Below are 21,273 nucleotides of genomic sequence, written 5' to 3' on the forward strand. Positions count from 1 at the left end.
GAACGAGAGGGGGGAAATGCACCATGGTGGCTGCGGCGGGCATGCCGCAGCTGCAACGACAACGCGCTCAGTTTACGGTTGCCGCATTGACGGTGCTGTAGGTTGAATTGATGCGATAAGCCGGACGATTCCGGAGCTTATTTCCTGCTGGCCTGCCAGTCGCGCAAGGCCTGCAGGGTGTTGGCGACGTGGCGATCCGGGCTCATGTCCGTGAATTCGTAGACGATGCGGCCCTGCGGCGATATCACGTACGAAATGCGCTGGGCGTATTCGGGCCGCTTGTCGTGCACGGCGTCGTAGGCCTTCATGATGGCGCCGTCGGCATCGGCGGCCACCGGAAACTTGCCGCGGCACTCGCTGACCGAGAATTTGCGCAGGGTTTCGATATCGTCGCCGGAGACGCCGATGACGGTGGCGCCCAGCGCCCGATACTGGTCGATCGCCTCGGCGAAATTGCGGGCCTCGATGGTGCAGCCCTGGGTGAAGGCCGCCGGGTAGAAATACAGCACTACCGGCCCCTGCCGCAGCGCCTGCGCCAGCTCGAAGGTGAAGGTATTGCCGCCTTGCGAAGCCTGCGCGCTGAATCCGGGCGCGGCCGCGCCCACCGGCAGGGCGGCATGCGCGGCGGGCGCCGCGATCGACAGGAGGGCGGCCAACAGCAGTGCGGGGCGTGACATGATGACTCCGGACGGAAAGGGCCCGGCGAGGCGGACCGACGCCCTTACTGTAGCGGCGGCGTGGCGGATCGGTCCAGCACGGCGGCAAGAAGCCTAGCCATCGCGCCCGCGTCCGCCGCCGTTGCCGCGTTCGCCCGGGCCGCGCTCGGCCTTGCCCGCGCCTTCCTGGCGGCCGGGCGAGCGTGGCTGCGAGGCGGCGCGCTCGGCCTGGGGGCGCGATTCGGCGCGCGGCGCCGGCGCGGGGCGCGATGCCCGGTCGGGCGCGCCGCCGGCGTCGCGCCGCGGTTCAGCCGCCCGTGCGCGCTCGGGGCGCGGCGCGTTGTGCTGGCGCGGGGCGCTTTCCTGGCGCGGCATGGTTTCGCTGCGGCGGCTGCTTTCCGGGCGCGCGCCGGTGTGGCGCGGGCCGCCGTCCGGGTTGGCGCGTGCGTCCCCGCGCGGCGCGGGCATGTCGCCGGCGCGCGGGCCGCCGCCTTGTCCGTAGGCGCGGTCCTGGCCGGGGCGGCCATGGTCGGTCGGCCCCCGCGCACCGGGCGAAGGCGCGGCCTTGTCGCGGCCGCGCTCGGACAGCGGGTGTTCCAGCGCGGTGCGGGCCGGGCCGCGGCGCGCGCCGCCGTCGAACTGGGCGCGGTCGCGGCCGGCCTGGCGGGCGTGGTCGCGCTGCATGTCGGTGGGCGGCGTGTGGCGTTCGCGCGCGGCGGCCATCTCGCGCGGGTCGGCGCGCCGCTGGATGCCGCGCGGCCCGCCGTTGTAGCTGACGCGGCTTTTGTCGATGTGCTGGACGACCACCCTGCGTTCGTAGACGTGGGTGACGCGCGTGATGTTCACGTTGGTGACGGCGCGGTTGTAATAGAAGCGGTCGCGGTTCCAGTAGCCGCCCACGTAGCCGAAGCCGATGTAGCCGTAGCCATAGTTGATGCCGCCGTAAAAGCCGATGTGCGGGCCCCAATAGCCGCGCCGCCACCGGTAGTAGCCGGCATCGTAGGCCCAGTAGCCTGGCGTCCACAACGCGCCCGGATAAGGCGCCAGCATCCAGGCGCCGGGCACCCAGTAGAAGCCCAGGGCATTGAGGGCCCAATAGCCCGGCACCCAGATGTAGCCGTCGCCCGGCACGGGCGGCTGCTGGTAGACCGGCAGGGGCGGCGGCGCTTCGCGGGCCACTTCGACGGGCGCCAGGTTGGCGGCGGCGGGGTCGGCGCCGGCCGGCTCGTCGTAGGCCGGTTCAGGGTCGTAGCCGACCTGCGCCAGGGCAGGCGGCGTGCTCACGCCCAGGGCCAGGGCCAGGGCGGCGAGAGGGGCTTTGGCAGTAGGCATGGCAATCCACCGCGAGCGGCGTCCATAAATCCCGATGTCAGGATTAGGCCATTGTTTCGGCCTGGGGGTTCGCCAGCGTAACGGGTTGGAAACACAACAAGCGTGACAGTTGATTACCAAGCGTCCAAAAAAACAGGGCCGCCCCGGGGCGGCCCTGCGATCGCGGCGCGGCGCTCAGTTCCAGCGGCCGCCCGATCCAGCCAGGCTGAAGCGGCCCGCGCCCATGAAGGCCAGGGCCAGCGCGCCGAACAGGAACATGCCTTGGAGCTCCAGGGCCCAGCCGCCGGTGTTGCTGATGGCAAACAGTTGGCCCATGTGCGCCAGCAGAATGGCCACCACCATGTTGATGACCACCAGCAGGGCCCCCAGGCGGCAATAGATGCCCAGGATGACCAGCAGGGGGCCGACGATTTCGCCGACGTAGGCGAAGTAGGCGAGGAAGCCGGGCAGGCCGTGCGAAGACAGCATGCCGGCGATGCCGCCCACGCCGCTGCTCAGTTTGGCCAGACCGTGCATGATGACCAGAATGCCCAGCGCAAGGCGAAGAATCAGCTTGCCGGCGTCGTCAGATTTAATCATGGGGATCTCTATGTTCCAGAAGTTGATCGGCGTACGGGAGCGTAAGGGGCAAAGAAAAGCGTTAGGAGAACTTCCTTACAAGCGCGCTAATTATTGCAAATTCCGCTCAGAATACAAGAGAGAATAGGTAGGATAAAGTTGCTGGAATGGGACATGCGCCCGTGGCGGGTAACGGGCGCCCCGTAGCCTGGCAGGAGGAATGCGATGAAGCGGCCAATGTCGAAAGGCGCGCGCCCGCGCGTGGTGCCTCCCTATCTGCTGGATCGGCTGGCGCAGGCCGCCGACGCGCGCCTGAGCGCGTGCGCCGTCAACACCTTGCGCATCGATTCCAGCCAGCGGGCCGTGCGCCTCGCTGCGCCGCCGGCGCCCGCGTCGGCGCGCGCGCCGGGGCAGGCCGACCGGCAGGTGCACGACGCCGGCGGCGGCCTGCAATTGCCGGGCGCGCTGGTGCGATCCGAAGGGCAGCCCGCCCAAGCCGACGTGGCGGTCAACGAAGCCTACGATCACCTGGGCGCGACCTATGCGCTGTTCTGGCAGGCCTACGGCCGCCATTCGCTCGACGGGGCGGGGCGGCCGCTGGTGGCCAGCGTGCACTACGGCGAGGACTACGACAACGCGTTCTGGAACGGCGCGCAGATGGTGTTCGGCGACGGCGACGGCGACGTGTTCAACCGTTTCACCATCGCGGTGGACATCGTCGCCCACGAGCTGACGCATGGCGTGATCGACCACGAAGGCGGCCTGCGCTACGAAGGCCAGTCGGGCGCGTTGAACGAATCCCTGTGCGATGTGTTCGGTTCGCTGGTCAAGCAGCATGCGGCGGGCCAGCGCGCCGACCAGGCGGACTGGCTGATCGGCGCGGGGCTGTTCACCGCCAAGGTCCGGGCGCGCGCGCTGCGTTCGATGGCGCAGCCCGGCAGCGCCTACGACGATCCCCTGCTGGGGCGCGACCCGCAGCCGGGACACATGCGGGACTTCGTGCACACCGGCGAGGACAATGGCGGCGTGCATATCAATTCCGGCATACCCAACCGCGCCTTCCACCTGGCCGCCATCGCGCTGGGCGGCCATGCCTGGGAGGTGGCCGGCCGGATCTGGTACGACACGCTGCGCCTGCCGGCGTTGACGCCGCAGGCCGATTTCGCGCTGTTCGCGCGCCTGTCGGTGGAGCAGGCCGGCCGCCATGGCGCGGCCCAGGCGGCGGTGCGGCAGGCGTGGACCGATGTGGGGGTATTGACATGATTGCGCTGCCATCGCTGGAGCAGGCCGCCGAAGTGCTGGTGTCGCGCCAGGGCGGCGTGGCATTCGTGCCGGCCCTGGCGCGTACCCGCCGCTTCGACCTGGGGACGTGCTCGGAAACCCTGCGCGCGCAGATCGATGCCGCCTTGCGCAATGCGGCCGGACAGGCGCGCGATGCGTGCGGGCAGGGGGACCAGCGCTATTTTCGCGTCGAGGTGCGCTTTGGCGCCGGAGCGCACGCCGAAGCCTTGCGTTTCGACGTGCCCGAGGACCTGGCGCCGCACGACCTGGTATGGCTGTGGCGCGGCGCGCCGGCGCGCTGAACGCGCTGCGCCGGCGTCGCCGGCCGCGGCGCTAGGGTTTGTCGTTCCAGAATGCCAGCGGCGGCGGGGCGGCCATGCCGGCGGCCAGGTTGTCGCGCATATGGGCGGCCCGCCCGGTGCCGGGTATGGCGCAGGTGACGGCGGGATGGCTGAGCACGAACTTCAGCAGCACCTGCGCCCAGCTGGTCGCGCCGATTTCGGCCGCCCAGGCGGGCAGGGGCTGGCCGGCCAGGCGCCGCAGCAGGCCGCCGCCGCCAAACGGCCGGTTGACCAGCACCGCCACGCCGCGGTCGGCGGCCAGCGGCAACAGGCGTCGCGCGGCCTGGCGGTCGTCCAGCGCATAGTTGATCTGCAGGAAGTCCAGCCGTTCGGCGCGCAGCACGGCCTCGACTTCGTCATACGCGCTTGCCGTGTAATGGCTGATGCCGACGTAGCGGATGCGGCCGGCGGCCTGCCATTCGCGCAGCACCGGGAGGTGGGTGCGCCAGTCGAGCAGGTTGTGGATCTGCATCAGGTCGATGCGCTCGCCGCCGAGATGGCGCAGGGACGCCTGCATTTGCGCCAGGCCGGCCGCGCGGCCGCTGGTCCAGACCTTGGTGGCGACAAAGGCGCGCTGGCGCAGGCCGGTCTCGGCCAGCAACCGGCCGGTCACGGCCTCGGCGCGCCCGTACATCGGGGAGCTGTCCAATACCGCGCCGCCCGCGGCGAACAGCGTCCGCACCACCTCGCCGAGGGCGTCGTACTCGGCCGAGGGCCGGGCGACGTCGAAACCGATGTAGGTTCCGCAGCCGATGACGGGCAGCGGCGCGCCGTCGGCCGGGATCGGCCGCGTCAGCAGGCCGGGCGCGGCCGGCACGCGCGGGGCGGCCAGGCCGAGGGCGGCCGCGCCGGCCAGGCGCAGGAAGCGCGCCCGGCTCATGGGCAGGCTGGCGGCGGGGTGCGGCGCGGGATTTACTTCACGAGCGTGATCGGCACGTCGGCCAGGTGGATCACCTTGCGCGCCACCGATCCCAGCAGCAGGCCGCTGACCGCGCCCAGGCCCCGGGTGCCCATGACGATACGGTCGCACTGTTTCTCCTTGGCGTAGTTGGCGATGGTCTCGCCGTACTGGCCGGTACGCATCTCGGATTCGAACGGAATGCCGGACTCGGCGACGACGGGCAGCACGGTGGCCAGGGCGGCTTCGCCTTCGGCCTGGTAGTAGCTTTGCAGCTCGTTGTGGCGCAGGAACATCTTGGCGTGGCCGGAGATCAGCGGCAGTTGCACGTTGAGCAGGTGCAGCTGCGCGCCCTTGCTGTCGTTGGCGATCTTGATGGCTTCACGCACGGCGCGTACGGCGCATTCGGAACCGTCCACGGGAACCAGGATTTTCAGCATATCAGCCTCTGTGTTGAGAGTTGTCCATGGTTCAGCATAGGTTATCGCCTTTTTCAGCGTATTGACAGGAATCAATCCTTGTCGCGGCGCCTGCGTTGCCTGACGCCGAGCAAGGCGCCCAGGCTCATGCCCACCAGCGCCAACGCGTAATCGCCCAGCATGACGCGCAGGTGCGTGCCTTGCGCTTCGGGGGGCAGACAGGCATAGGACAGCCCGTCGGCGTCGAGCCAGACGCCGGGCGCGAGCTCGGCCGGCTGGCCGTCGGGCGGCAAGTGGGCGCGAGCGCCGTTGTACAGGCCGAGATTGCAGCCCAGCGGGATGGCGGCATCGATGGCGGCAAGCTGCGTGGGCGTGCATTGCTGCAGCCAGGTGGCGGCGCCGGCCAGCAGAAGGAAGGCCAGCGCGGCCACGGCCAGGGCCGTCATCCGCGCGCGCGGCGCCAGCCGCGCCAGCACGGCGCCGGCGGCCAGGGCGCTGAGCAGGGAGAGAAAGAAGGTCAGGCTCACCCGGCCGGTGGGCAGCCGCTGCTGCACGGCCGGCGCAAGCTGGTTGGCCAGGATGGCATGGAGCGCGGCGCCCACCACGCCGGCCAGGCCGATGCGGTAGAACTTCGACATGGCGCGCACTATATATGAGGGCCTGCGCGCGAATCGCTGGAACAGCAGGCTAAATCGCCCGTTGCGCCGCGCCATCGGCCATCGGCGGCAAGGGGGCGATGGCCGGCGGGCGCAGGCAGGCGTCCACCGAGCACGCGCCCGCGCCGTGACGCCACAGCAGGGCCAGGCCGACCAGCCACAGGGTCGAGGGCAGGGGCGCGGCGGCGCGGGCCGGCACGGCCAGCGCCAGGCCGGCGATATGGCCGGCGGCCAGGCCGGCGATGGCGATGCGGGTGGAGGCGCCGGCCATCAGCAGCAGGGCGCAACCCGCTTCGAACGCGGCGTAGAGCGCCAGCGGCGTGGCGCCGGCGGCCGCGCCATCGAGCAGCGCGTGCGCCGGGCGCAAATCGACCAGGTAGCGCCAGGCGCAGAACAGTCCGCTCATGCCGATGCCCACGCGCAGCAACAAGGCCGCGGCCGCCCAGGCCAGGGGCAGGAGCCGGCGAGGGCGGGAGGCGGGCGAGGCGAGGCAGGCGCGTGACATCTTGGGGCGTTCGGAAAATGACCGCCCTATTATGGGAATCTGCCTGGCTGGTGTGGCTAGGGCTTTATTTACTTAAGTGAAGGAAATTTCCCAAGTCTGTCCTGCGCATCCAGGCAGAGCCGCAGGTCGCGCGCCAGGCGGCGGGCCGTGGCGTGCTCCAGGGTGGCGATGGTGATGCGCAGGCCATGGACGTCCTGGCGTACGCCGAAGGACCTGCCGTTGCGCAAGCGCCAGCCGCGATGGGCGAGTTCCAGCAGCAGCGCAGGGCTGTCCTGGGCCAGCGGCACCCACAGGTTCAGGCCGTCGGCCGGCCACTGCGCGGCGATTCCTTCGGCGCGCAGCGCGTCGGCCAGCCAGGCGCGCCGTTGCGCGTAGGCCGTGCGCGCCTGGGCCATCCGCGCCTGCACCGGCGCCGACGCCAGGCAGGCCGCCACGACATCCTGCAGCAGGTGGCTGACCCAGGTGGTGCCGCTGGCCAGCCGCAGGCGCAGGCGCCGCGAGGTGTCGGGATCGCTGGCGACGAAGGCCAGCCGCAGGTCGGGCCCGAGCGCCTTGGACACCGAGCGCACCAGGGCCCAGCGCAACGCGGCGGGGGGAATGGGGCTGTGGTAGGGCGAGGCCGAAAGGTGGGCGAAGTGGTCGTCGGCGATGACCATGACGTGCGGGTAGCGTTGCAGCACCTGGCGCAGCGCCCGCGCGCGGGCGCGGGTCAGGCTGGCGCCGGTCGGGTTCTGCGCGCGGGGCGTCAGTAGCACGGCCTGCGCGCCGTCGGCCAGCGCGCGCTCGAGGGCGTCGGGCAGCATGCCGGCGGCGTCCAGCGCCACGCCTTCGGCGCGCAGGCCGAGCGCGCGCAGCGCATTGATGCTGCCGAGAAAGCCCGGGGCTTCGACCGCCACCGTGTCGCCCGCGGCAAGGTTGGCGCCCAGCAGGCGCTCGATGGCGTCGATGGCGCCGTGGGTGAGATCGATCTCGAAGCCGGCCGGGCAGTCGCCGGCGTACCACTGGCTTGCATAGGCCCGCAGGCGCGCATCGACCGTGGCTTCGCCGTACAGGCGCGGCGGGCTGGCGCGTCCGGCCATGACGGCCAGCGGATCGGGCAGCCGGGCGGGGTCGGGGTTGCCGCTGGCCAGGTCGATCAGGGGCGAGCCGGGGTGCGCGCCGTCCTGCTCGCCCGGCTCGGACGGGCCGCGGATGATGGTGCCGCGCCGGCCCTGGCTGAGCGCCAGGCCGGCGCCGACCAGCCGTTTGTAGGCGGCGGCCACGGTGTTGCGATTGACCCCCAGCGTTTGCGCCAGCTCGCGCACGGGGGGCAACGCCTGGCCGGGCAGCAGGCGGCGGGCCTGTGCCAGCTGGCGCACGCTGTCGAAGATTTCGGCCGCGCTGGCGCCGCTGATGCTCATCTGGCCTGGGTCGTTATATACTTTGTCATAGGACAAATTCTATAGGATTCGAAACAGCCATGCACGCCGATACTGCCCAGGATGCGCCCGACGCGGCGGCGCGTTACCCCCGCGCCGACAGCGTGGCCGATTTCGAGCACAACCTGGCGGCGGTGCGGGCCCGCATCGCGGCGGCCTGCCAGCGGGCCGGGCGCGACCCGGCCGGCGTGCGGCTGCTGCCGGTCAGCAAGACGGTCGACGAGGCGCGCATCCGCATGTCGTATGCCGCCGGCTGCCGCGAACTGGGCGAGAACAAGGTCCAGGAGGCCTACCGCAAATGGGAGGCCATGGCCGACCTGGCCGACCTGCGCTGGTCGGTGATCGGCCATTTGCAGACCAACAAGGCCAAGCTGGTAGCGCGCTTCGCGGCCGAGTTCCAGGCGCTCGACAGCGTGCGCCTGGCCGAGGCGCTGGACCGGCGCCTGCAGGCCGAGGGGCGCTCGCTGGACGTGTACGTGCAGGTCAACACCTCCGGCGAGGCCAGCAAGTACGGCCTGCATCCGGACGAGGCGGCGGCCTTCATCGGCCAGTTGCCGACTTATGGCGCGCTGCGCGTGCGCGGCCTGATGACGCTGGCGGTGCTGTCGGCCGACGCCGCGCGCGTGCGCCAGTGCTTCGTGCTGCTGCGCGACTTGCGCGACCGCCTGCGGCAGGACGCGCCGGCCGGCGTGAACCTGGACGAGCTGTCCATGGGCATGTCGGGCGATTACGAGATCGCCATCGAGGAAGGGGCCACCGTGGTGCGGGTCGGCCAGGCTATCTATGGCGCGCGCGCCTTGCCCGACGAATATTACTGGCCCGACAGCGGCGCGGCGCGCCGGCCGGAGGACGAATGATGAAACCGGCGGCCCCCAATCCGCAGGCGCTTGCGCCGCTGCCCATCGACGTGGTGTCGATCCAGTCGCAAGTGGTGTATGGCCAGGTCGGCAACAGCGTCGCCGTGCCGGTCTTCAACGGCTTCGGCCTGCGGGTGGTGGCGGTGCCCACGGTGGTGCTGAGCAATACGCCGCACTACCCGAGCATGCATGGCGGCGCCGTGCCGCTGGACTGGTTCGAGGGTTATCTGGCCGACCTGGGCGCGCGCGGCGCGCTGGCGCAGGTACGAGTGGTGCAGCTGGGCTACCTGGGCGGGCCGGCGCAGGCCGAGGCGCTGGGCCGCTGGATCGCGGGCCTGGTGGCGCAGCGTCCCGAGTTGCGCGTGCACATCGACCCGGTGATCGGCGACCACGACAGCGGCGTGTACGTGGCGCCCGGCATGGTCGAGGCGTACCGCGATCATCTGCTGCCGCTGGCGCAGGGGCTGACGCCCAACGGCTTCGAACTGGAGTGCCTCACCGGGCTGCCCACCGGCACCATGGAGCAGACCATCGCCGCGGCCCGCGCCTTGCTGGGCGGACGGACCCGCTGGGTGATCGTGACCAGCGCGGCCCCGGCCACCTGGCCGCCGGGCCGGGTGCGCGTGGCGGTCGTCACGCATGACGACGCGCAGGTGCTGGAGCACGCCCATGTCGACACGGCGCCCAAGGGAACCGGCGACATGTTCGGCGCGGCGCTTACCGGCCACCTGCTGGCCGGCCGGCCGGTGGCCGAGGCCGCACGCCGCGCCGCCCTGCAGGTCATCGAGGCGCTGGAACGCACGCGCGAGGCGGGCTGTGGCGAGCTGCTGCTGGCGGGGCAATCCAGGTAGCGTCGTGTTACCTCGCGTAGTGGTATGGCCGGCGCGCCCTGCAATACAGTGGCTCATTGGGCCACGGGCCGGCGCCAGCCGGCGATGGCCGCCATGCGAGGACCGAGATGCTGCGCAAGGGAGACCGGGTTTCCAGCCCGTGGACGAATACGCTGGCGCGTCTGGAGGACGAGCGGGTGATGCTGCAGCGCATCGCCGCGGGCGTGCCCTTGACCGATGTGCTGCTGCATGTGCTGCAGGCGGTCGAGGCGCAATCCAGCACGGAACTGCTGACCTCGGTCGCGTTCGTGGATGAATCGGGCACGCGCCTGCGCCATGTGGCCACGCCCAGCCTGCCCCCCGCCTATGTGCAGGCCACCGACGGGGCGGCGATCGGCCCGGGAGTGGCCTCGTGGGGCGCGGCGGCTTTCCTGGGGGCGCCGGTCTACGTCGAAGACCTGACGGCGCATCCGAATTGGCTGCCATGGCGCGAGGTGGCCGCCCAGCATGGCTTGCGCGCCTGTTGGTCCACCCCGATCAAGGCGACCGACGGCCGCACCCTGGGCGTATTCTCCAACTACTATCGCGAGCCGCGCCTGCCCACGCGCGAGGACATCGAGGCGATCGCGCTGGTGACCCGCACCGCGGCGCTGGCCATCGAACGCCACCTGACCGAGCAGGCGCTGCGCAACAGCAGCGTGCGCTGGCGCGGCATGTTCGAGCGCATGCAGGAGGGCTTTTTCCTGGCCGAAGCGCAGCGCGACAGCGCGGGCAACGTGGAAGATTTCACGCTGCTGGAGATCAACCCGGCGTTCGAGGCGCAGAGCGGGCTGGCCGTCGGCCAGCCGCTGGGGCCCATGCTGCGCGTCATGAGCCCGGCCGCGGCCGACAGCATCATGCGGATCTTCGTGGGCGTGATCGAGAGCGGCGAACCGGCGCAGTTCGAAGTGGACGCGCCCGGGCCGCCACAGGCCTGTTATGAATGCCGCGCCGGCAAGGAGGGGCACGACCGGGTGGCGGCGCTGTTTCTCAATGTCACGGCGCGCAAGCTGGCCGAGAGCGAGCTGTGGGAGCGGCAGTATCGCAAGAATTTCCTGCTGACCCTGGGCGATCGCATGCGCGAAATCCACCAGCAGGACCAGATCGAGCAGATGGTGTGCGAGGAGCTGGGCAGGCACCTGGAGCTGGGCGCGGTGGCGGTGATGGAATCGGTGCCGCAGCGCGGCGACCGCATTGCGGCAAGCTGGGGGCCGCAGCCGCCCTACGACGGACGGTCGGTGCTGGCGTCCGCGCCGCTCAGCCCCGATTACTACGAGGCGGTGCGCAAGGGCCGCACGGCCTATCTGTCGCCGTACCTGGCCGGCCCGGCGGGCAACCAGCAGCCCTCGGCCATCGTGGTGCCGCTGCGCCGCTGGGGCCGCGCCGACGGCACCTTGCTGGTGCGGCCCGACCCGACACACCCGCTCAAGGGTACGGATATCGCTTTTATCGAAGAAGCGGCCGAGCGTATGTGCGAAGCCATCGAACGTTCGCAGTACGCGCGGGTGCTGGAGCAACGCGTCGAACACGCCATCGCCGAGCGCGACCGCATCTGGCGCCTGTCGCCCGAGCTGCTGGCGGTGGCCGACCATGGCGGGCGGCTGGTGTCGGTGAACCCCGCGGTGCGCGCCATACTGGGCTGGTCGCCCGAACAGTTCGTGGCGATGGGACTGGACGAGGCCGTGCACCCCGAGGACCTGCCGTCGATGCAGGCGACGCTGGAGGCGCAGCCCGCCGAGGGCATGCAGCCGGTGCGGCACCTGGAGAGCCGCCTGCTGCACAAGGATGGCACTTATCACTGGATCACCTGGAGCCTGTCGCGGGCCGAGGGCAATGTGTACCTGGCGGGACGCGATGACACCGACCTGAAGGCGCAGGCCGAGGTGCTGCGCCAGACCGAGGATGCGCTGCGCCAGTCGCAGAAGCTGGAGGCGGTAGGCCGGTTGACAGGCGGGATAGCGCACGACTTCAACAACATGCTGCAAGGCATTTCCGGCGCGCTGTACCTGATAGACCGCAAGCTGCGCCGGGGCAAGCCGGAAGAGGCGGGCAAGTATGTGCAGACCGCCCAGGAATCGACCGATCGCGCCGCGCGCCTGACCCAGCGCCTGCTGACTTTCTCGCGCCAGCAGGCCATCGATCCGCAGGTGTTCGATCCGGGCGAGATCCTGCGCTCCATGGACGAGCTGTTTCGCCGCTATACGGGCGAGCAGGTGCGCCTGACGCTGAAGCTGCCGGCGCAGTCGTGGCGGGTGCGCTGCGACATGAACCAGTTCGAGAACGCGGTGCTGAATCTGGTGATCAACGCCTGCGACGCCATGCCGGCCGGCGGCGACCTGGAAATCGAAGTGGCCCACCGCGAACTGGACGCGGCGGCGGTGCAGACCAATCCCGGCGCCGAGGCGGGCGAGTTCGTCGAGGTCTGCGTCTCGGACATGGGTTGCGGCATGGCGCCGGACGTGCTGGCGCGTGTGTTCGAGCCGTTTTTCACCACCAAGCTCATGGGGCAGGGCACCGGCCTGGGCCTGTCGATGATTTATGGCTTCGCCCAGCAGGCTGGCGGCATGGTGACGATCGCCAGCGTGCAGGCCGAAGGCACCGCGGTGCGCCTGTTCCTGCCGCGCCATGTGGGCGAGGCGGTTGCGTTGCCGGCGCCCGCGTCGTCCGAGCCGCCCGCCGCGCCCGCGCATGGCGCGGTGGTGGCGCTGGTGGAGGACGATGCGCACGTGCGCGACATGGTGCGCGCGGCGCTGGAGGAACTGAACCTGACCGTGCTCACGGCGGCCGACGGCGACGCGGGCCACCGCCTGCTGCAAAGCGACGCCAGGATAGACCTGCTGCTGAGCGATGTGGGCCTGCCGGGCATGAACGGCCACGCGCTGGCGCAAGCCGCGCGCAGGCTGCGGCCGGGGCTGCGCATCATTCTCATGACAGGCTATGCCGACGAGCGCGAGAACGGCTGGGCGCAGCAGGAGCGCGACATCAGCCTGATACGCAAACCCTTCTCGCCGGACGAGCTGGCCGCCCGCGTGTGCCGCTCGCTGGCGGCCAATCAGGGCTGAGCCCGGCACAGCGCCACCGGCCAGCGCGCGAGCAGTTCGGCAAGCGGCAGGGCGCGGCCCTGGTGGCCGGCGTGCGTAAGAATGTCGCGCCAGGGCGGCGCGCCGGCCGGCAGGTGCACGCAGGTGTCGCCCCAGTGCGCGGCGGCGTCCCAGCGCGGCCCGGTCTGCCCGGCCAGCGCCAGGGCGCTGGCGCGCGGCACGACGACCAGGGCCTGGCGCGGTCCGCGGGTGCGCAGGCAGGCCAGCACGTGTCCGGCGCGCGTGCCGCTGACGCGCAGCCAGCGGCAGCCGCCGTGTTCGAACAAGGCGGGCTGTTCGCGGCGCCATTGCAGTGCGCGAGCGATCAATGCCTGCTTGGCCCGACCGTCGCGCCACAGCCCGGGCAGCGCCAGCGCGCCATGGCCGAGGCTGGCCAGCGCGCCGCGCCGCGCGGCATAGTCCACCGCGCGGCGGTTGTCCGGGTCCACCAGGCTGAGGTCCCACATTTCACAACCCTGGTACAGATCGGGTACGCCCGGCAGGCTCAGCCGCAGCGTGGTCTGGGCCAGGCTGTTGACCAGGCCCGCCGGCGCCAGCCTGCGCGCCAGGGCGGCCACGGCGGGCAAGGCCGCGCCGTCGTCGGCCAGGGCGCGCAGATAGCGTGTGCACAGCGCTTCATAGGCCAGGTCGGGACAGGTCCAGCTGCTGCGTTGCCTGGCTTCGCGCAAGGCCTTGGTCTGCCATGCGGCCACGCGCTGCAACAGCGCGGCCATGCCGGCCTGGTCGTCGGGCGCGAGGTCGGCGGGCCAGGCGCCCAGCAAGGTCTGCAGCAGCATGTAGCGGTCGGCCCAGGCGGGCGGCGTGGCGCCGCCGCCGGCGTCGGCCAGCCACTGGCGGGCCCAGTCGCACCATTGTTGCGGCATTTCGCTCAGCACCGCCAGGCGCGCGCGCACGTCCTCGCCACGCTTGTGGTCGTGGCTGGCAGTGGCCAGCAAGGCTTGCGGATGGCGGCGCGCGCGCGCCGCCACACTGCGGCGCAGCGCGCCGCCGCCGAGCGCGAACTGGGCCGGCGCGGCGCCGACCTCGTTGCGTGACAGCAGGGTGCCGTCACGGTAGAACCAGGTGTCTTCGAGCGCCTTGGCGGCCAGCGGCGGCGTGAGCTGCTGCAGGCGCCGCAAGGCCAGGCGGTGCGGCGCATCCGTCACGCGCCCGTCGAGAGCCTGGCAGAGCTCGGCCAGCAGCGCTTGCCGGGCAGGGTCGAGATGGGCGTTGGCGCGGGTTTGCGCCGTCTGGCGCCAGGCCTGGTCGGCGGCGTCGCCGGCGCCGCCTTCGGCATAGGTGCGATAGACCGGGAAGCAGGCCAGCCATTGCGTGAGCGCATGGTCGATGGCGGCCGGCGCGGCGCGCAGTTCGGGCAGTTCGGCCAGGCTGCGCGCCAGCGTGCGCCGTTCGGCGCCGAAGTGGCGCCGCAACAGGCGCAGACGCACCTGCCGCAGCTGCTCGCGCCAGTGCGGCCAGGGGCCGGCATGGCTGCGCCAGAAGGCGGCCAGCGGCGCGGCGCCGCGCGCATCGTGCAGCCAGGCCGAGACCTCGTTCATGAAGTCGTACCCCGTGGTGCCCTGGACCGGCCAATCGGCGCGCAAGGTCTCCTGGTCGCCCAGGATCTTCTCCACCACCACATAGGGGTCGGCGCTCAGGCCGCGCGCGGCGCGCGCCGGGCCGGCCTGCTCCAGCTCGGCGCGCAGGCGGCGGCAATAGGCGCCGGGTTCGGCCAGGCCATCGACATGATCGATGCGCAGGCCGTCGATCAGGCCCGCGCGGTACAGCGCGAGGGGCAGCGCATGCACGGCGTCGAACACCTCCGGCCGTTCGACCCGTACGCCCACCAGGTCGCCGATTTCGAAGAACCGCCGCCAGTTGATGGCCTGCGCCGCGCTGCGCCACCACGCCAGGCGATAGGCTTGCGCCCGCAGCAAGGCGTGCCACTGGGCGGGCGCTCCGCCATGGTGCAGCAGCAGCGCGGCCATGGGCAGGCTCGATGGCGCCAGCGGCAGGTCCAGCCCGTTGGCGTGCAGAACGGGCGTGCCGTCGAGGCCGGCGCGCAGCCCGATCTCGCCGCTGGCCAGCGCGGCGCGCGCGCCTTGAGTGAGCACGGGCAGCAGCACCCGGCCGCGCAACGCCCGGCCGGGCGGCCGCCAGTCGATGTCGAACCAGTCGGCATAGGCGCTTGCAGGGCCGCCGCGCAGCACGTCGCGCCACCAGCGATTGTCCGGGTGGGCGGCCATGTGGTTGGGGACGATGTCGAGGATCAGGCCCATGCCGCGCTCGCGCGCCGCGCCGGCCAGGCGCCGCAGCGCGGCCAGCCCGCCCAGTTCGGGGTTGACCTCGGCGTGGTCGATCACGTCGTAGCCATGGGTGGAGCCGCGCCGCGCGCGGGTGACCGGCGACAGGTACAGATGGCTGATGCCCAGCGCGTCGTAGTAATCCAGCTGGGCGGCGGCGTCCTCGAGCGTGAAGCCGGCATGCAATTGCAGGCGGGCGGTGGCGCGGATCATGGCCGGCCCCGGTACGCGGCGATCGCCGCCAGCGCCTGGCGCGCGGCCGGCTGCGCCAGCATCGCCGCGGCGGTCGCGGGCATGCGCCGGCGCCAGTTGGGATGGCTCGGGCAGCCTGGCACGTTGGGCTGTTCGGCCAGCCCCGCCAGGTCCTCGAGCGGCACCAGCATCAGCGGCGTACGGCAGCGGGCTACGTGGGACAGCAGCGCGGCGCGGGGCGGCTCGGCGGGTGGCGCCGTGGTGGCCAGGCCGGGCGGGGCCGCCTGGCGCCACAGCGCGCGCCGGTCCTGGTCGCGCAGCCGGCGCTGCGCGCCGGCCTCGTGCGCGGACGCGCACCAGTCTATGTCGCGCCCCTGCCACCAGCCGCGCAGGGTAGGCAGGTCGTGGGTGCTGGTCATGGCGACGGCGCTGGCGGGCCAGCGGCCCGGCGGGCGAAAGCGGCCCGCGCCGCCTGGGCCGGTTTCGCGCTGCAGCCACAGCACGTTCATGCCCAGCACGCCATGCGCGCGCAGGCGCGCGTTGAAATCCGGCGGCACGGTGCCAAGGTTCTCGCCGATGAGCACGGCGCGGTGGCGCCAGGCCTCCAGCGCCGCCAGGCGCAGCAGGTCGTCGACCGGAAAGGCGAGGTACGCGCCCTGGTCGGGCGGCGCGCCTTCGGGGATGACCCAAAGGCGCGCCAGGCCGAGCACGTGGTCGATGCGCACGCCGCCGGTGCTGGCCAGCGCGCGGCGCAGCATGTCGATGTAGGCCGCATAGCCCTGGGTGGCCAGCGTGGCCGGCGAACAGGCAGTCAGGCGCCAGTCCTGCCCGCCTGGGTGGTGCAGGTCGGGCGCCGCGCCCACGTTCAATCCGCCGAGCATGGCGTCGGGCTGGGCCCAGGTCTGGCTGCCGGCCGGGTCCACCCCGACGGCGAGGTCGGCGATCAGCCCCACGCCCATGCCCGCCTCGCGCGCGGCGGCCTGGGCATGGGCGAGGCTGCGCCGAGCCAGCCATTGGGCAAAGATGTGGAAATCCACCTCGCGCGCATGGTCGCGCGCGCAGCCGGCGGCCAGCGCGGCGGCGGGGTTGCGCCACGCCGCCGGCCAGCCGCGCCAGTCGGTGGCGCCGTTGGCCGCGTGCAAGGCCTCGAACAAGGCGTGGTCGCGCAGCGCCGGGCCGCCTTCGGCGCGAAAGCGCGCCAGCTCGGCGGCGCGCGGATCGTCGCTGGCCAGGCCGCGGTGCAGGCGCCGCAGCATGGCCAGCCGCGCGTCCGCGCTTTGCGGCCAGTCGATCAAGGGCCCGTCCGCGCGGGGCGATGGACGGCGCGCGGCGGCGCATTCGGCGGCGCTGAAGGTGTCGAGCGGGTCCGCGTACAGGATATTGAGAAACAGCCGCGTGGAGGGCGAGTAGGGGCTGCAGCGCCGCGGCGCGGCGGCAAACAGCGCATGCGCGGGGCTGAGCGCCACTGCGTCGGCGCCGTGGCGGGCGGCGGCGACGGCCAGCTCGGCCACCGCGCCGAAATCGCCATGACCGTCATCGGGGTCGGCCGTGCCGCGCAGGCTGTAGATCTGCGCGGCCACGCCCCAGCGGCGCGGCCGCGGGCTGGCCAGCAGGCGCGCCAGCGTGGGCGCGCGTGGCGGCGCGACCGCCAAGGCGATGGACGCGTCGCCCAGCCGCAGCGAGTGATAGCCAGGTTGGCTGGGCGCGCGCAGCGCCAGGCCGCCGGCGGCGTCGGGCTCGGCCAGGCCGCGCACCACCTGGCCGTTGTCCAGTTCGATGGCGTAGCGCGTGGCCGTGTCGCCGGGCACGCGCAACGCCCCGCCGGCGCGCGCGGTCAGCATGGCGGGAGGCCGCTCGCGCCATCGCGCCAGGGTGTCGGCGGCCTGGGCCGGCGTGGCCGCGGGCAGATCGAGCGCGGCCAGAACCGCGCGCAAGACCGGCGGGGCGACGTCGCGCGTCTGGCCCCACACATCGGTCCAGCGTGGCGAGACGCCCGCCAGCGCGCACAGCCGGGCGAGGATCCGGTCGTCGTTCATGGCGCGGGCTCCCACAGCGCAAGCGTGCAGTCGCCGCGCAGTACGCCGGCGGCGAGGTCCTGGCCAGCGCCGGCCAGCGTGGCGCAGGCCAGCTCGCCTGCCGGCGGCGCGGGCACGCTGACGCTGTCGGGCAGCAGGTTTGCGTACAGCGTGAGCCGTGCGCCATCGCCCAGCCGCCAGGCGGCGCGCACTGCCGCCGGGCCCAGCGCCGTGGCGCCGTCGGCGCGCGCGCCAGCCAGGCGCCCGCCGAGCAGGCGCGCGCGCAGGCGCAGCAGGTCGCGGTAGTAATCGAACCAGGCCTGGCGTTCGGCGCCGGGCGGCGGCCAGGGGCACGAGCGGCGGTAAGTGTCCGGATCGTTTGGATCGGGCGGGGGATCGCAATCGTGCATCGACGCCGCGAATTCGCGCGCCCGGCCCGCGCGCACCGCCGCGGCCAGCTCGGGACCGTGGCTGGTGAAGTAGAAGAAGGGCGCTGTCGAGCCGTACTCTTCGCCCATGAACAGCAAGGGAATGTGCGGCGCCAGCAGTTGCAGCGCGACGGCGGCGCGCAAGGCCGGCGAGCCGGCGGCCAGCAGCGCGGTCAGCCGCTGGCCGTCGGCGCGGTTGCCGATCTGGTCGTGATTGTGCAGGAACAGGACGAAGGCCCACGGCGGCAGGTGCGCGCTGGGCTCGCCGCGCGCGCGATTGCCGCGGGCAGGCGCGGCCTGGCCCTGGTAGACGAAGCCTTCGCCGAGGGCGCGCGCCAGCAGCGAGGCGGGCGCCTGAACATAGTCGGCGTAATAGCCTTGCCGCTCGCCGGTCAGCAGATGGTGCAGGACGTGATGCGCGTCGTCATTCCACTGGGCGTCGAAGCCCTGTTCCAGCAGGCTGGCCTGGTTGGCGTCGTTTTCCACCACCAGGTGGATGTGGCGGTGCGGGCTGGCCGCGCGCGCCTGGCGCGCCAGCGTGGCCAGCCAGTCGGTGCGGCCCATGGCGTGCACGGCATCGAGCCGCAGGCCGTCGAAGCGATATTCCTGCAGCCAGTACAGCGCGTTGTCGATGAAGTAGTGCTGTACGGCCTGCTGCCGATAGTCGATGGCCGCGCCCCATGGCGTGTCGGCGCGCGCGTCGAAGAAGCCGGCGGCGTAGCGATGGAGGTAGTTGCCGTCGGGCCCGAAGTGGTTGTAGACCACGTCCAGCATGACGCCCATCTCCAGGCCGTGCGCCGCGTCGATGAGCGCCTTCAGCTCATCGGGCGTGCCGTAGGCAGTGTCCGGCGCGTACGGCAGGACGCCGTCGTAGCCCCAGTTGCGCGGGCCGGGAAAATCCGCGATGGGCATGAGTTCGAGCAGCGTGACGCCCAGGCGCGCCAGTTCGGGCAGGCGGCGGCGCAGGCCGGCGTAGCCGCCGCATAGGCCGGCATGCGCCTCGTAGATGACGCTGTCCTGCCAGGGGCGGCCGCGCCACCCGGTATGGCGCCATGGATGGCGGTCGGGTCCGACCACGACGCTGTGGCCGTGCACGTCGCCGTCCTGCAGCCGCGAGGCAGGGTCGGGTACGGCGCAATCCGTATCGAGCCTATAGCGATACCGCAGGCCGGGCGCGCCGTCCACGATGGCCTGCGCGTAGCCGTCGGGGCCGGGCCGCAGGGCGATGGGCGCGCGGCCTTCGATCTCCAGGGCGAGCGTGGGCGGCGCGCTGGGGGCCCAGAGCCGAAAGCGGACCTTGCCGGGCGCGCAGACGGTCGCGCCGATGGGCGCCGGCCCGTTCATGGCGCGTGCGCCCCGTCGACCGACGCCGTCAACAGCAGCACGGCGCGCGCGCCCACGATGGCTTCGCGTCCGCCGCACGGCGCGGCCGGCGCTTGCGGCGCGGCGCTGTCGAGCGCCAGCGTCCAGGCCAGCGTCGGCGGGGGCAGGGCGCATGGCCGCGGCTCGGCCGCGGCATTGCACAGCAGCAGGGTGACGTCGACGCGGCCCGGGCGCGCCGGGTCCGGCGCGGCGCGGCGCAGGGCCAGCAGGCGGCCCTCCGGCGCGTCCCAGTCTTCGGGCGTCATGGGCGCGCCGCGCGCATTGAACCAGTCGATTGCCCCCAGGCCTTCCTGCCATTGGTGCGCGGGGTCGCCGTAGCGCGTCGCGCGCAGGCTGGGGTGGGCGCGGCGCAGCGCCGCCAGCCGCACGGCGTAGGCCGTCAGGGCGCGGCCGGGCGTGCTCTGGGCGACGGCCCAGTCCAGCCAGCCCACCGGGCCGTCCTGGCAATAGGCGTTGTTGTTGCCGCCCTGGCTGTTGCCGAACTCGTCGCCGGCCAGCAGCATGGGCGTGCCGTCGGCCAGCATGACGGTCGCCAGCAGGGCACGCTGCACCCGGGCGCGGGTTTCGCGCACGGCCGCGCTGCTGGCGGCCCCCTCGACCCCCCAGTTGCTGCTGTAGTTCTCGCCGTGGCCGTCGGCGCCGTCCTCGCCGTTGGCTTCATTGTGGCGTTCGGCGAAGCTGACCACGTCCTGCAGGGTGAACCCGTCATGGGCGGCCGCGAAGTTGATGCTGCTCCAGGGCCGGCGGTGGCGGTGGTCGAACACGTCGCGCGAGGCGGTCAGGCGCGCCGCCAGCGCGCCGGTCATGCCCGGGTCGCCGCGCCAGAAGCGCCGCGCGGTGTCGCGGAACTGGTCGTTCCACTCGGCCATGCCGGGCGGGTGGCGGCCCAGCTGGTAGCCATCGGGACCGACGTCCCAGGGTTCGGAAATCAGTTTGACGCGCGCCAGCACCGGATCCTGCAGCAAGGCGTCGAAAAAGCCGCTGCCGGCATCGAAGCCGGTGCCTTCGCGGCCCAGCGTCACGCCCAGGTCGAAGCGAAAGCCATCGACGCGGTAGTGGGTGGTCCAATGGCGCAGCGAGTCCATCACCATCTGCAGCACGCGCGGATGCGACAGGTTGAGGGTGTTGCCCGTGCCCGTGTCGTCGATGTAGCGGCGCTCGTCGCCGGGCACCAGCCGGTAATAGCTGGCGTTGTCCAGGCCTCGCCACGACAGCGTGGGGCCGAGCTCGTTGCCCTCGCAGGTGTGGTTGTAGACCACGTCCAGGATGACTTCGATGCCGGCCGCGTGCAGGCGGCGGATGGCGCGCCGCAGGTCGTTGGGCTGGCCGTCGGCCAGATAGGCCGGTTCGGGCGCGAAGTACGCCAGGGTGTTGTAGCCCCAGTAGTTGCGCAGCCCGCGTTCGACCAGGGTACGGTCCTGCAGGAAGGCATGCACCGGCATCAGTTCCAGCGCGGTCACGCCCAGCTGGTGGAGATGGTCGATGAAGCGCGGGTCGGCCAGGGCGGCGCATGTGCCGCGGATGGGTTCGCGCAGGTCGCTGCGCAGCATGGACACGCCGCGCACATGCGCTTCGTAGATGACCGTGCGCTCCCATGCGGTGGCCGGGCGCCGCGTAGCTCCCCAGTGGAACGCCGGCTCGGTCACCACGGCTTTCGGCACGCCGGCCGCGCTGTCGCGCCGGTCCATGCTCAGGTCGGCGCGCGGGTGCTGCATGCGGTAGCCGAACAGCGCGTCCGACCAGCGCAGCGCGCCGGTCAGGGCAGTGGCGTACGGGTCGAGCAGCAGCTTGTGCGGATTGAAGCGATGGCCGGCGCGCGGGTTGTACGGCCCGTGGGCGCGATAGCCGTAGACCAGGCCGGGCTGCGCGTCGGGCAGGTAGCCGTGCCACACTTCGTCGGTGCATTCGGGCATGGGCAGGCGCGCCAGCTCCTTGCGGCCGCGCGCGTCGAACAGGCAAAGTTCTATGCGCGCGGCGTTGGCCGAGAAGACGGCGAAATTCACGCCCAGGCCGTCGCTGGTGGCGCCCAGCGGGGCGGGCTGGCCGGGCAGCAGTCGGTCGGGCAGCGACGGATACATGGCT

17 protein-coding genes are annotated in these 21,273 nt (G+C 72.3%); 5 read left to right on the forward strand and 12 right to left on the reverse strand.

Annotation, left to right across the window (positions count from 1 at the left end; all coding sequences use genetic code 11):
• Nucleotides 1-137: 137 nt before the first annotated feature.
• From CAL11_RS10030 to CAL11_RS10040, 3 genes are all read right to left on the reverse strand, one after another.
• Nucleotides 138-677, reverse strand: coding sequence for a peroxiredoxin (locus CAL11_RS10030; RefSeq protein ID WP_033462541.1), 540 nt, complete (start codon nucleotides 675-677; stop codon nucleotides 138-140).
• A gap of 93 nt (nucleotides 678-770) precedes the next feature.
• Nucleotides 771-1,988, reverse strand: coding sequence for a YXWGXW repeat-containing protein (locus tag CAL11_RS10035; RefSeq protein ID WP_086092821.1), 1,218 nt, complete (start codon nucleotides 1,986-1,988; stop codon nucleotides 771-773).
• 174 nt (nucleotides 1,989-2,162) lie between these two features.
• Complete coding sequence (locus CAL11_RS10040) at nucleotides 2,163-2,567, reverse strand: DoxX family protein (RefSeq protein ID WP_086092822.1); 405 nt, start codon at nucleotides 2,565-2,567, stop codon at nucleotides 2,163-2,165.
• Between the two features lie 204 nt (nucleotides 2,568-2,771).
• Here CAL11_RS10040 and CAL11_RS10045 point away from each other — a divergent pair, with 204 nt between their 5' ends.
• Together CAL11_RS10045 and CAL11_RS10050 are read left to right on the forward strand one after the other, a co-directional pair.
• On the forward strand, nucleotides 2,772-3,809 hold the full coding sequence (locus CAL11_RS10045; RefSeq protein ID WP_086092823.1) for a M4 family metallopeptidase: 1,038 nt from the start codon (nucleotides 2,772-2,774) through the stop codon (nucleotides 3,807-3,809).
• Nucleotides 3,806-4,129, forward strand: coding sequence for a protealysin inhibitor emfourin (locus CAL11_RS10050; RefSeq protein WP_033466172.1), 324 nt, complete (start codon nucleotides 3,806-3,808; stop codon nucleotides 4,127-4,129). The genes CAL11_RS10045 and CAL11_RS10050 overlap by 4 nt, the downstream gene beginning before the upstream one ends.
• A gap of 31 nt (nucleotides 4,130-4,160) precedes the next feature.
• On the opposite strand, the gene CAL11_RS10055 is transcribed toward CAL11_RS10050, so the two are convergent.
• The 5 genes from CAL11_RS10055 to ptsJ form a co-directional block, all read right to left on the reverse strand.
• On the reverse strand, nucleotides 4,161-5,048 hold the full coding sequence (locus CAL11_RS10055; protein ID WP_086092824.1) for an aldo/keto reductase: 888 nt from the start codon (nucleotides 5,046-5,048) through the stop codon (nucleotides 4,161-4,163).
• 32 nt (nucleotides 5,049-5,080) lie between these two features.
• Entirely contained in the window at nucleotides 5,081-5,506 is a 426-nt protein-coding gene (locus CAL11_RS10060; RefSeq protein WP_033466176.1) for a universal stress protein, read from the reverse strand.
• Between the two features lie 71 nt (nucleotides 5,507-5,577).
• Nucleotides 5,578-6,123, reverse strand: coding sequence for a hypothetical protein (locus tag CAL11_RS10065; protein ID WP_244172932.1), 546 nt, complete (start codon nucleotides 6,121-6,123; stop codon nucleotides 5,578-5,580).
• A gap of 49 nt (nucleotides 6,124-6,172) precedes the next feature.
• A complete protein-coding gene (locus tag CAL11_RS10070) occupies nucleotides 6,173-6,547 on the reverse strand; it encodes a hypothetical protein (RefSeq protein WP_244172933.1) in 375 nt (124 codons plus the stop codon).
• Between the two features lie 167 nt (nucleotides 6,548-6,714).
• Nucleotides 6,715-8,046, reverse strand: a complete 1,332-nt coding sequence (gene ptsJ / locus CAL11_RS10075; protein ID WP_086092826.1) for a transcriptional regulator PtsJ — start codon at nucleotides 8,044-8,046, stop codon at nucleotides 6,715-6,717.
• 59 nt (nucleotides 8,047-8,105) lie between these two features.
• Between ptsJ and CAL11_RS10080 the strand changes: the two genes are divergently transcribed.
• From CAL11_RS10080 to CAL11_RS10090, 3 genes are all read left to right on the forward strand, one after another.
• Complete coding sequence (locus CAL11_RS10080) at nucleotides 8,106-8,921, forward strand: YggS family pyridoxal phosphate-dependent enzyme (protein ID WP_086092827.1); 816 nt, start codon at nucleotides 8,106-8,108, stop codon at nucleotides 8,919-8,921.
• On the forward strand, nucleotides 8,918-9,772 hold the full coding sequence (gene pdxK, locus CAL11_RS10085; RefSeq protein ID WP_086092828.1) for a pyridoxine/pyridoxal/pyridoxamine kinase: 855 nt from the start codon (nucleotides 8,918-8,920) through the stop codon (nucleotides 9,770-9,772). The genes CAL11_RS10080 and pdxK overlap by 4 nt, the downstream gene beginning before the upstream one ends.
• A 107-nt stretch (nucleotides 9,773-9,879) precedes the next feature.
• Nucleotides 9,880-12,852 carry a GAF domain-containing protein gene (locus CAL11_RS10090; protein WP_086092829.1) on the forward strand — a complete coding sequence of 991 codons (2,973 nt, stop codon included), beginning with the start codon at nucleotides 9,880-9,882 and terminating at the stop codon, nucleotides 12,850-12,852.
• Here the strand turns inward: CAL11_RS10090 and treY are convergent.
• Genes treY through glgX form a run of 4 tightly spaced genes read right to left on the reverse strand, consistent with a single transcriptional unit; the run spans nucleotide 12,843 to nucleotide 21,269 of the window.
• Complete coding sequence (gene treY / locus CAL11_RS10095) at nucleotides 12,843-15,386, reverse strand: malto-oligosyltrehalose synthase (protein WP_086092830.1); 2,544 nt, start codon at nucleotides 15,384-15,386, stop codon at nucleotides 12,843-12,845. The two genes, CAL11_RS10090 and treY, sit on opposite strands and share 10 nt — an antisense overlap.
• On the reverse strand, nucleotides 15,383-17,401 hold the full coding sequence (gene malQ / locus CAL11_RS10100; RefSeq protein ID WP_086092831.1) for a 4-alpha-glucanotransferase: 2,019 nt from the start codon (nucleotides 17,399-17,401) through the stop codon (nucleotides 15,383-15,385). The genes treY and malQ overlap by 4 nt, the downstream gene beginning before the upstream one ends.
• On the reverse strand, nucleotides 17,398-19,152 hold the full coding sequence (gene treZ, locus CAL11_RS10105; RefSeq protein ID WP_086092832.1) for a malto-oligosyltrehalose trehalohydrolase: 1,755 nt from the start codon (nucleotides 19,150-19,152) through the stop codon (nucleotides 17,398-17,400). Before treZ ends, malQ begins: the two co-directional genes overlap by 4 nt.
• A complete protein-coding gene (gene glgX / locus CAL11_RS10110; RefSeq protein WP_086092833.1) occupies nucleotides 19,149-21,269 on the reverse strand; it encodes a glycogen debranching protein GlgX in 2,121 nt (706 codons plus the stop codon). The genes treZ and glgX overlap by 4 nt, the downstream gene beginning before the upstream one ends.
• Nucleotides 21,270-21,273: the final 4 nt, after the last annotated feature.

It is taken from the genome of Bordetella genomosp. 6, assembly GCF_002119705.1.
Taxonomy (GTDB): Bacteria; Pseudomonadota; Gammaproteobacteria; order Burkholderiales; family Burkholderiaceae_B; genus Bordetella; species Bordetella bronchiseptica_F.

Bases quoted from the DNA above. Each gene is read 5' to 3' on its own strand.
- CAL11_RS10050 (WP_033466172.1), top strand. From the start codon at position 3,806: ATGATTGCGCTGCCATCGCTGGAGCAGGCCGCCGAAGTGCTGGTGTCG.
- CAL11_RS10040 (WP_086092822.1), bottom strand. From the start codon at position 2,567: ATGATTAAATCTGACGACGCCGGCAAGCTGATTCTTCGCCTTGCGCTG.
- treZ (WP_086092832.1), bottom strand. From the start codon at position 19,152: ATGAACGGGCCGGCGCCCATCGGCGCGACCGTCTGCGCGCCCGGCAAG.
- CAL11_RS10070 (WP_244172933.1), bottom strand. From the start codon at position 6,547: ATGAGCGGACTGTTCTGCGCCTGGCGCTACCTGGTCGATTTGCGCCCG.
- CAL11_RS10035 (WP_086092821.1), bottom strand. From the start codon at position 1,988: ATGCCTACTGCCAAAGCCCCTCTCGCCGCCCTGGCCCTGGCCCTGGGC.
- CAL11_RS10065 (WP_244172932.1), bottom strand. From the start codon at position 6,123: ATGTCGAAGTTCTACCGCATCGGCCTGGCCGGCGTGGTGGGCGCCGCG.
- ptsJ (WP_086092826.1), bottom strand. From the start codon at position 8,046: ATGAGCATCAGCGGCGCCAGCGCGGCCGAAATCTTCGACAGCGTGCGC.
- CAL11_RS10030 (WP_033462541.1), bottom strand. From the start codon at position 677: ATGTCACGCCCCGCACTGCTGTTGGCCGCCCTCCTGTCGATCGCGGCG.
- CAL11_RS10045 (WP_086092823.1), top strand. From the start codon at position 2,772: ATGAAGCGGCCAATGTCGAAAGGCGCGCGCCCGCGCGTGGTGCCTCCC.
- CAL11_RS10090 (WP_086092829.1), top strand. From the start codon at position 9,880: ATGCTGCGCAAGGGAGACCGGGTTTCCAGCCCGTGGACGAATACGCTG.
- pdxK (WP_086092828.1), top strand. From the start codon at position 8,918: ATGATGAAACCGGCGGCCCCCAATCCGCAGGCGCTTGCGCCGCTGCCC.
- treY (WP_086092830.1), bottom strand. From the start codon at position 15,386: ATGATCCGCGCCACCGCCCGCCTGCAATTGCATGCCGGCTTCACGCTC.
- CAL11_RS10055 (WP_086092824.1), bottom strand. From the start codon at position 5,048: ATGAGCCGGGCGCGCTTCCTGCGCCTGGCCGGCGCGGCCGCCCTCGGC.
- CAL11_RS10080 (WP_086092827.1), top strand. From the start codon at position 8,106: ATGCACGCCGATACTGCCCAGGATGCGCCCGACGCGGCGGCGCGTTAC.
- glgX (WP_086092833.1), bottom strand. From the start codon at position 21,269: ATGTATCCGTCGCTGCCCGACCGACTGCTGCCCGGCCAGCCCGCCCCG.
- CAL11_RS10060 (WP_033466176.1), bottom strand. From the start codon at position 5,506: ATGCTGAAAATCCTGGTTCCCGTGGACGGTTCCGAATGCGCCGTACGC.
- malQ (WP_086092831.1), bottom strand. From the start codon at position 17,401: ATGAACGACGACCGGATCCTCGCCCGGCTGTGCGCGCTGGCGGGCGTC.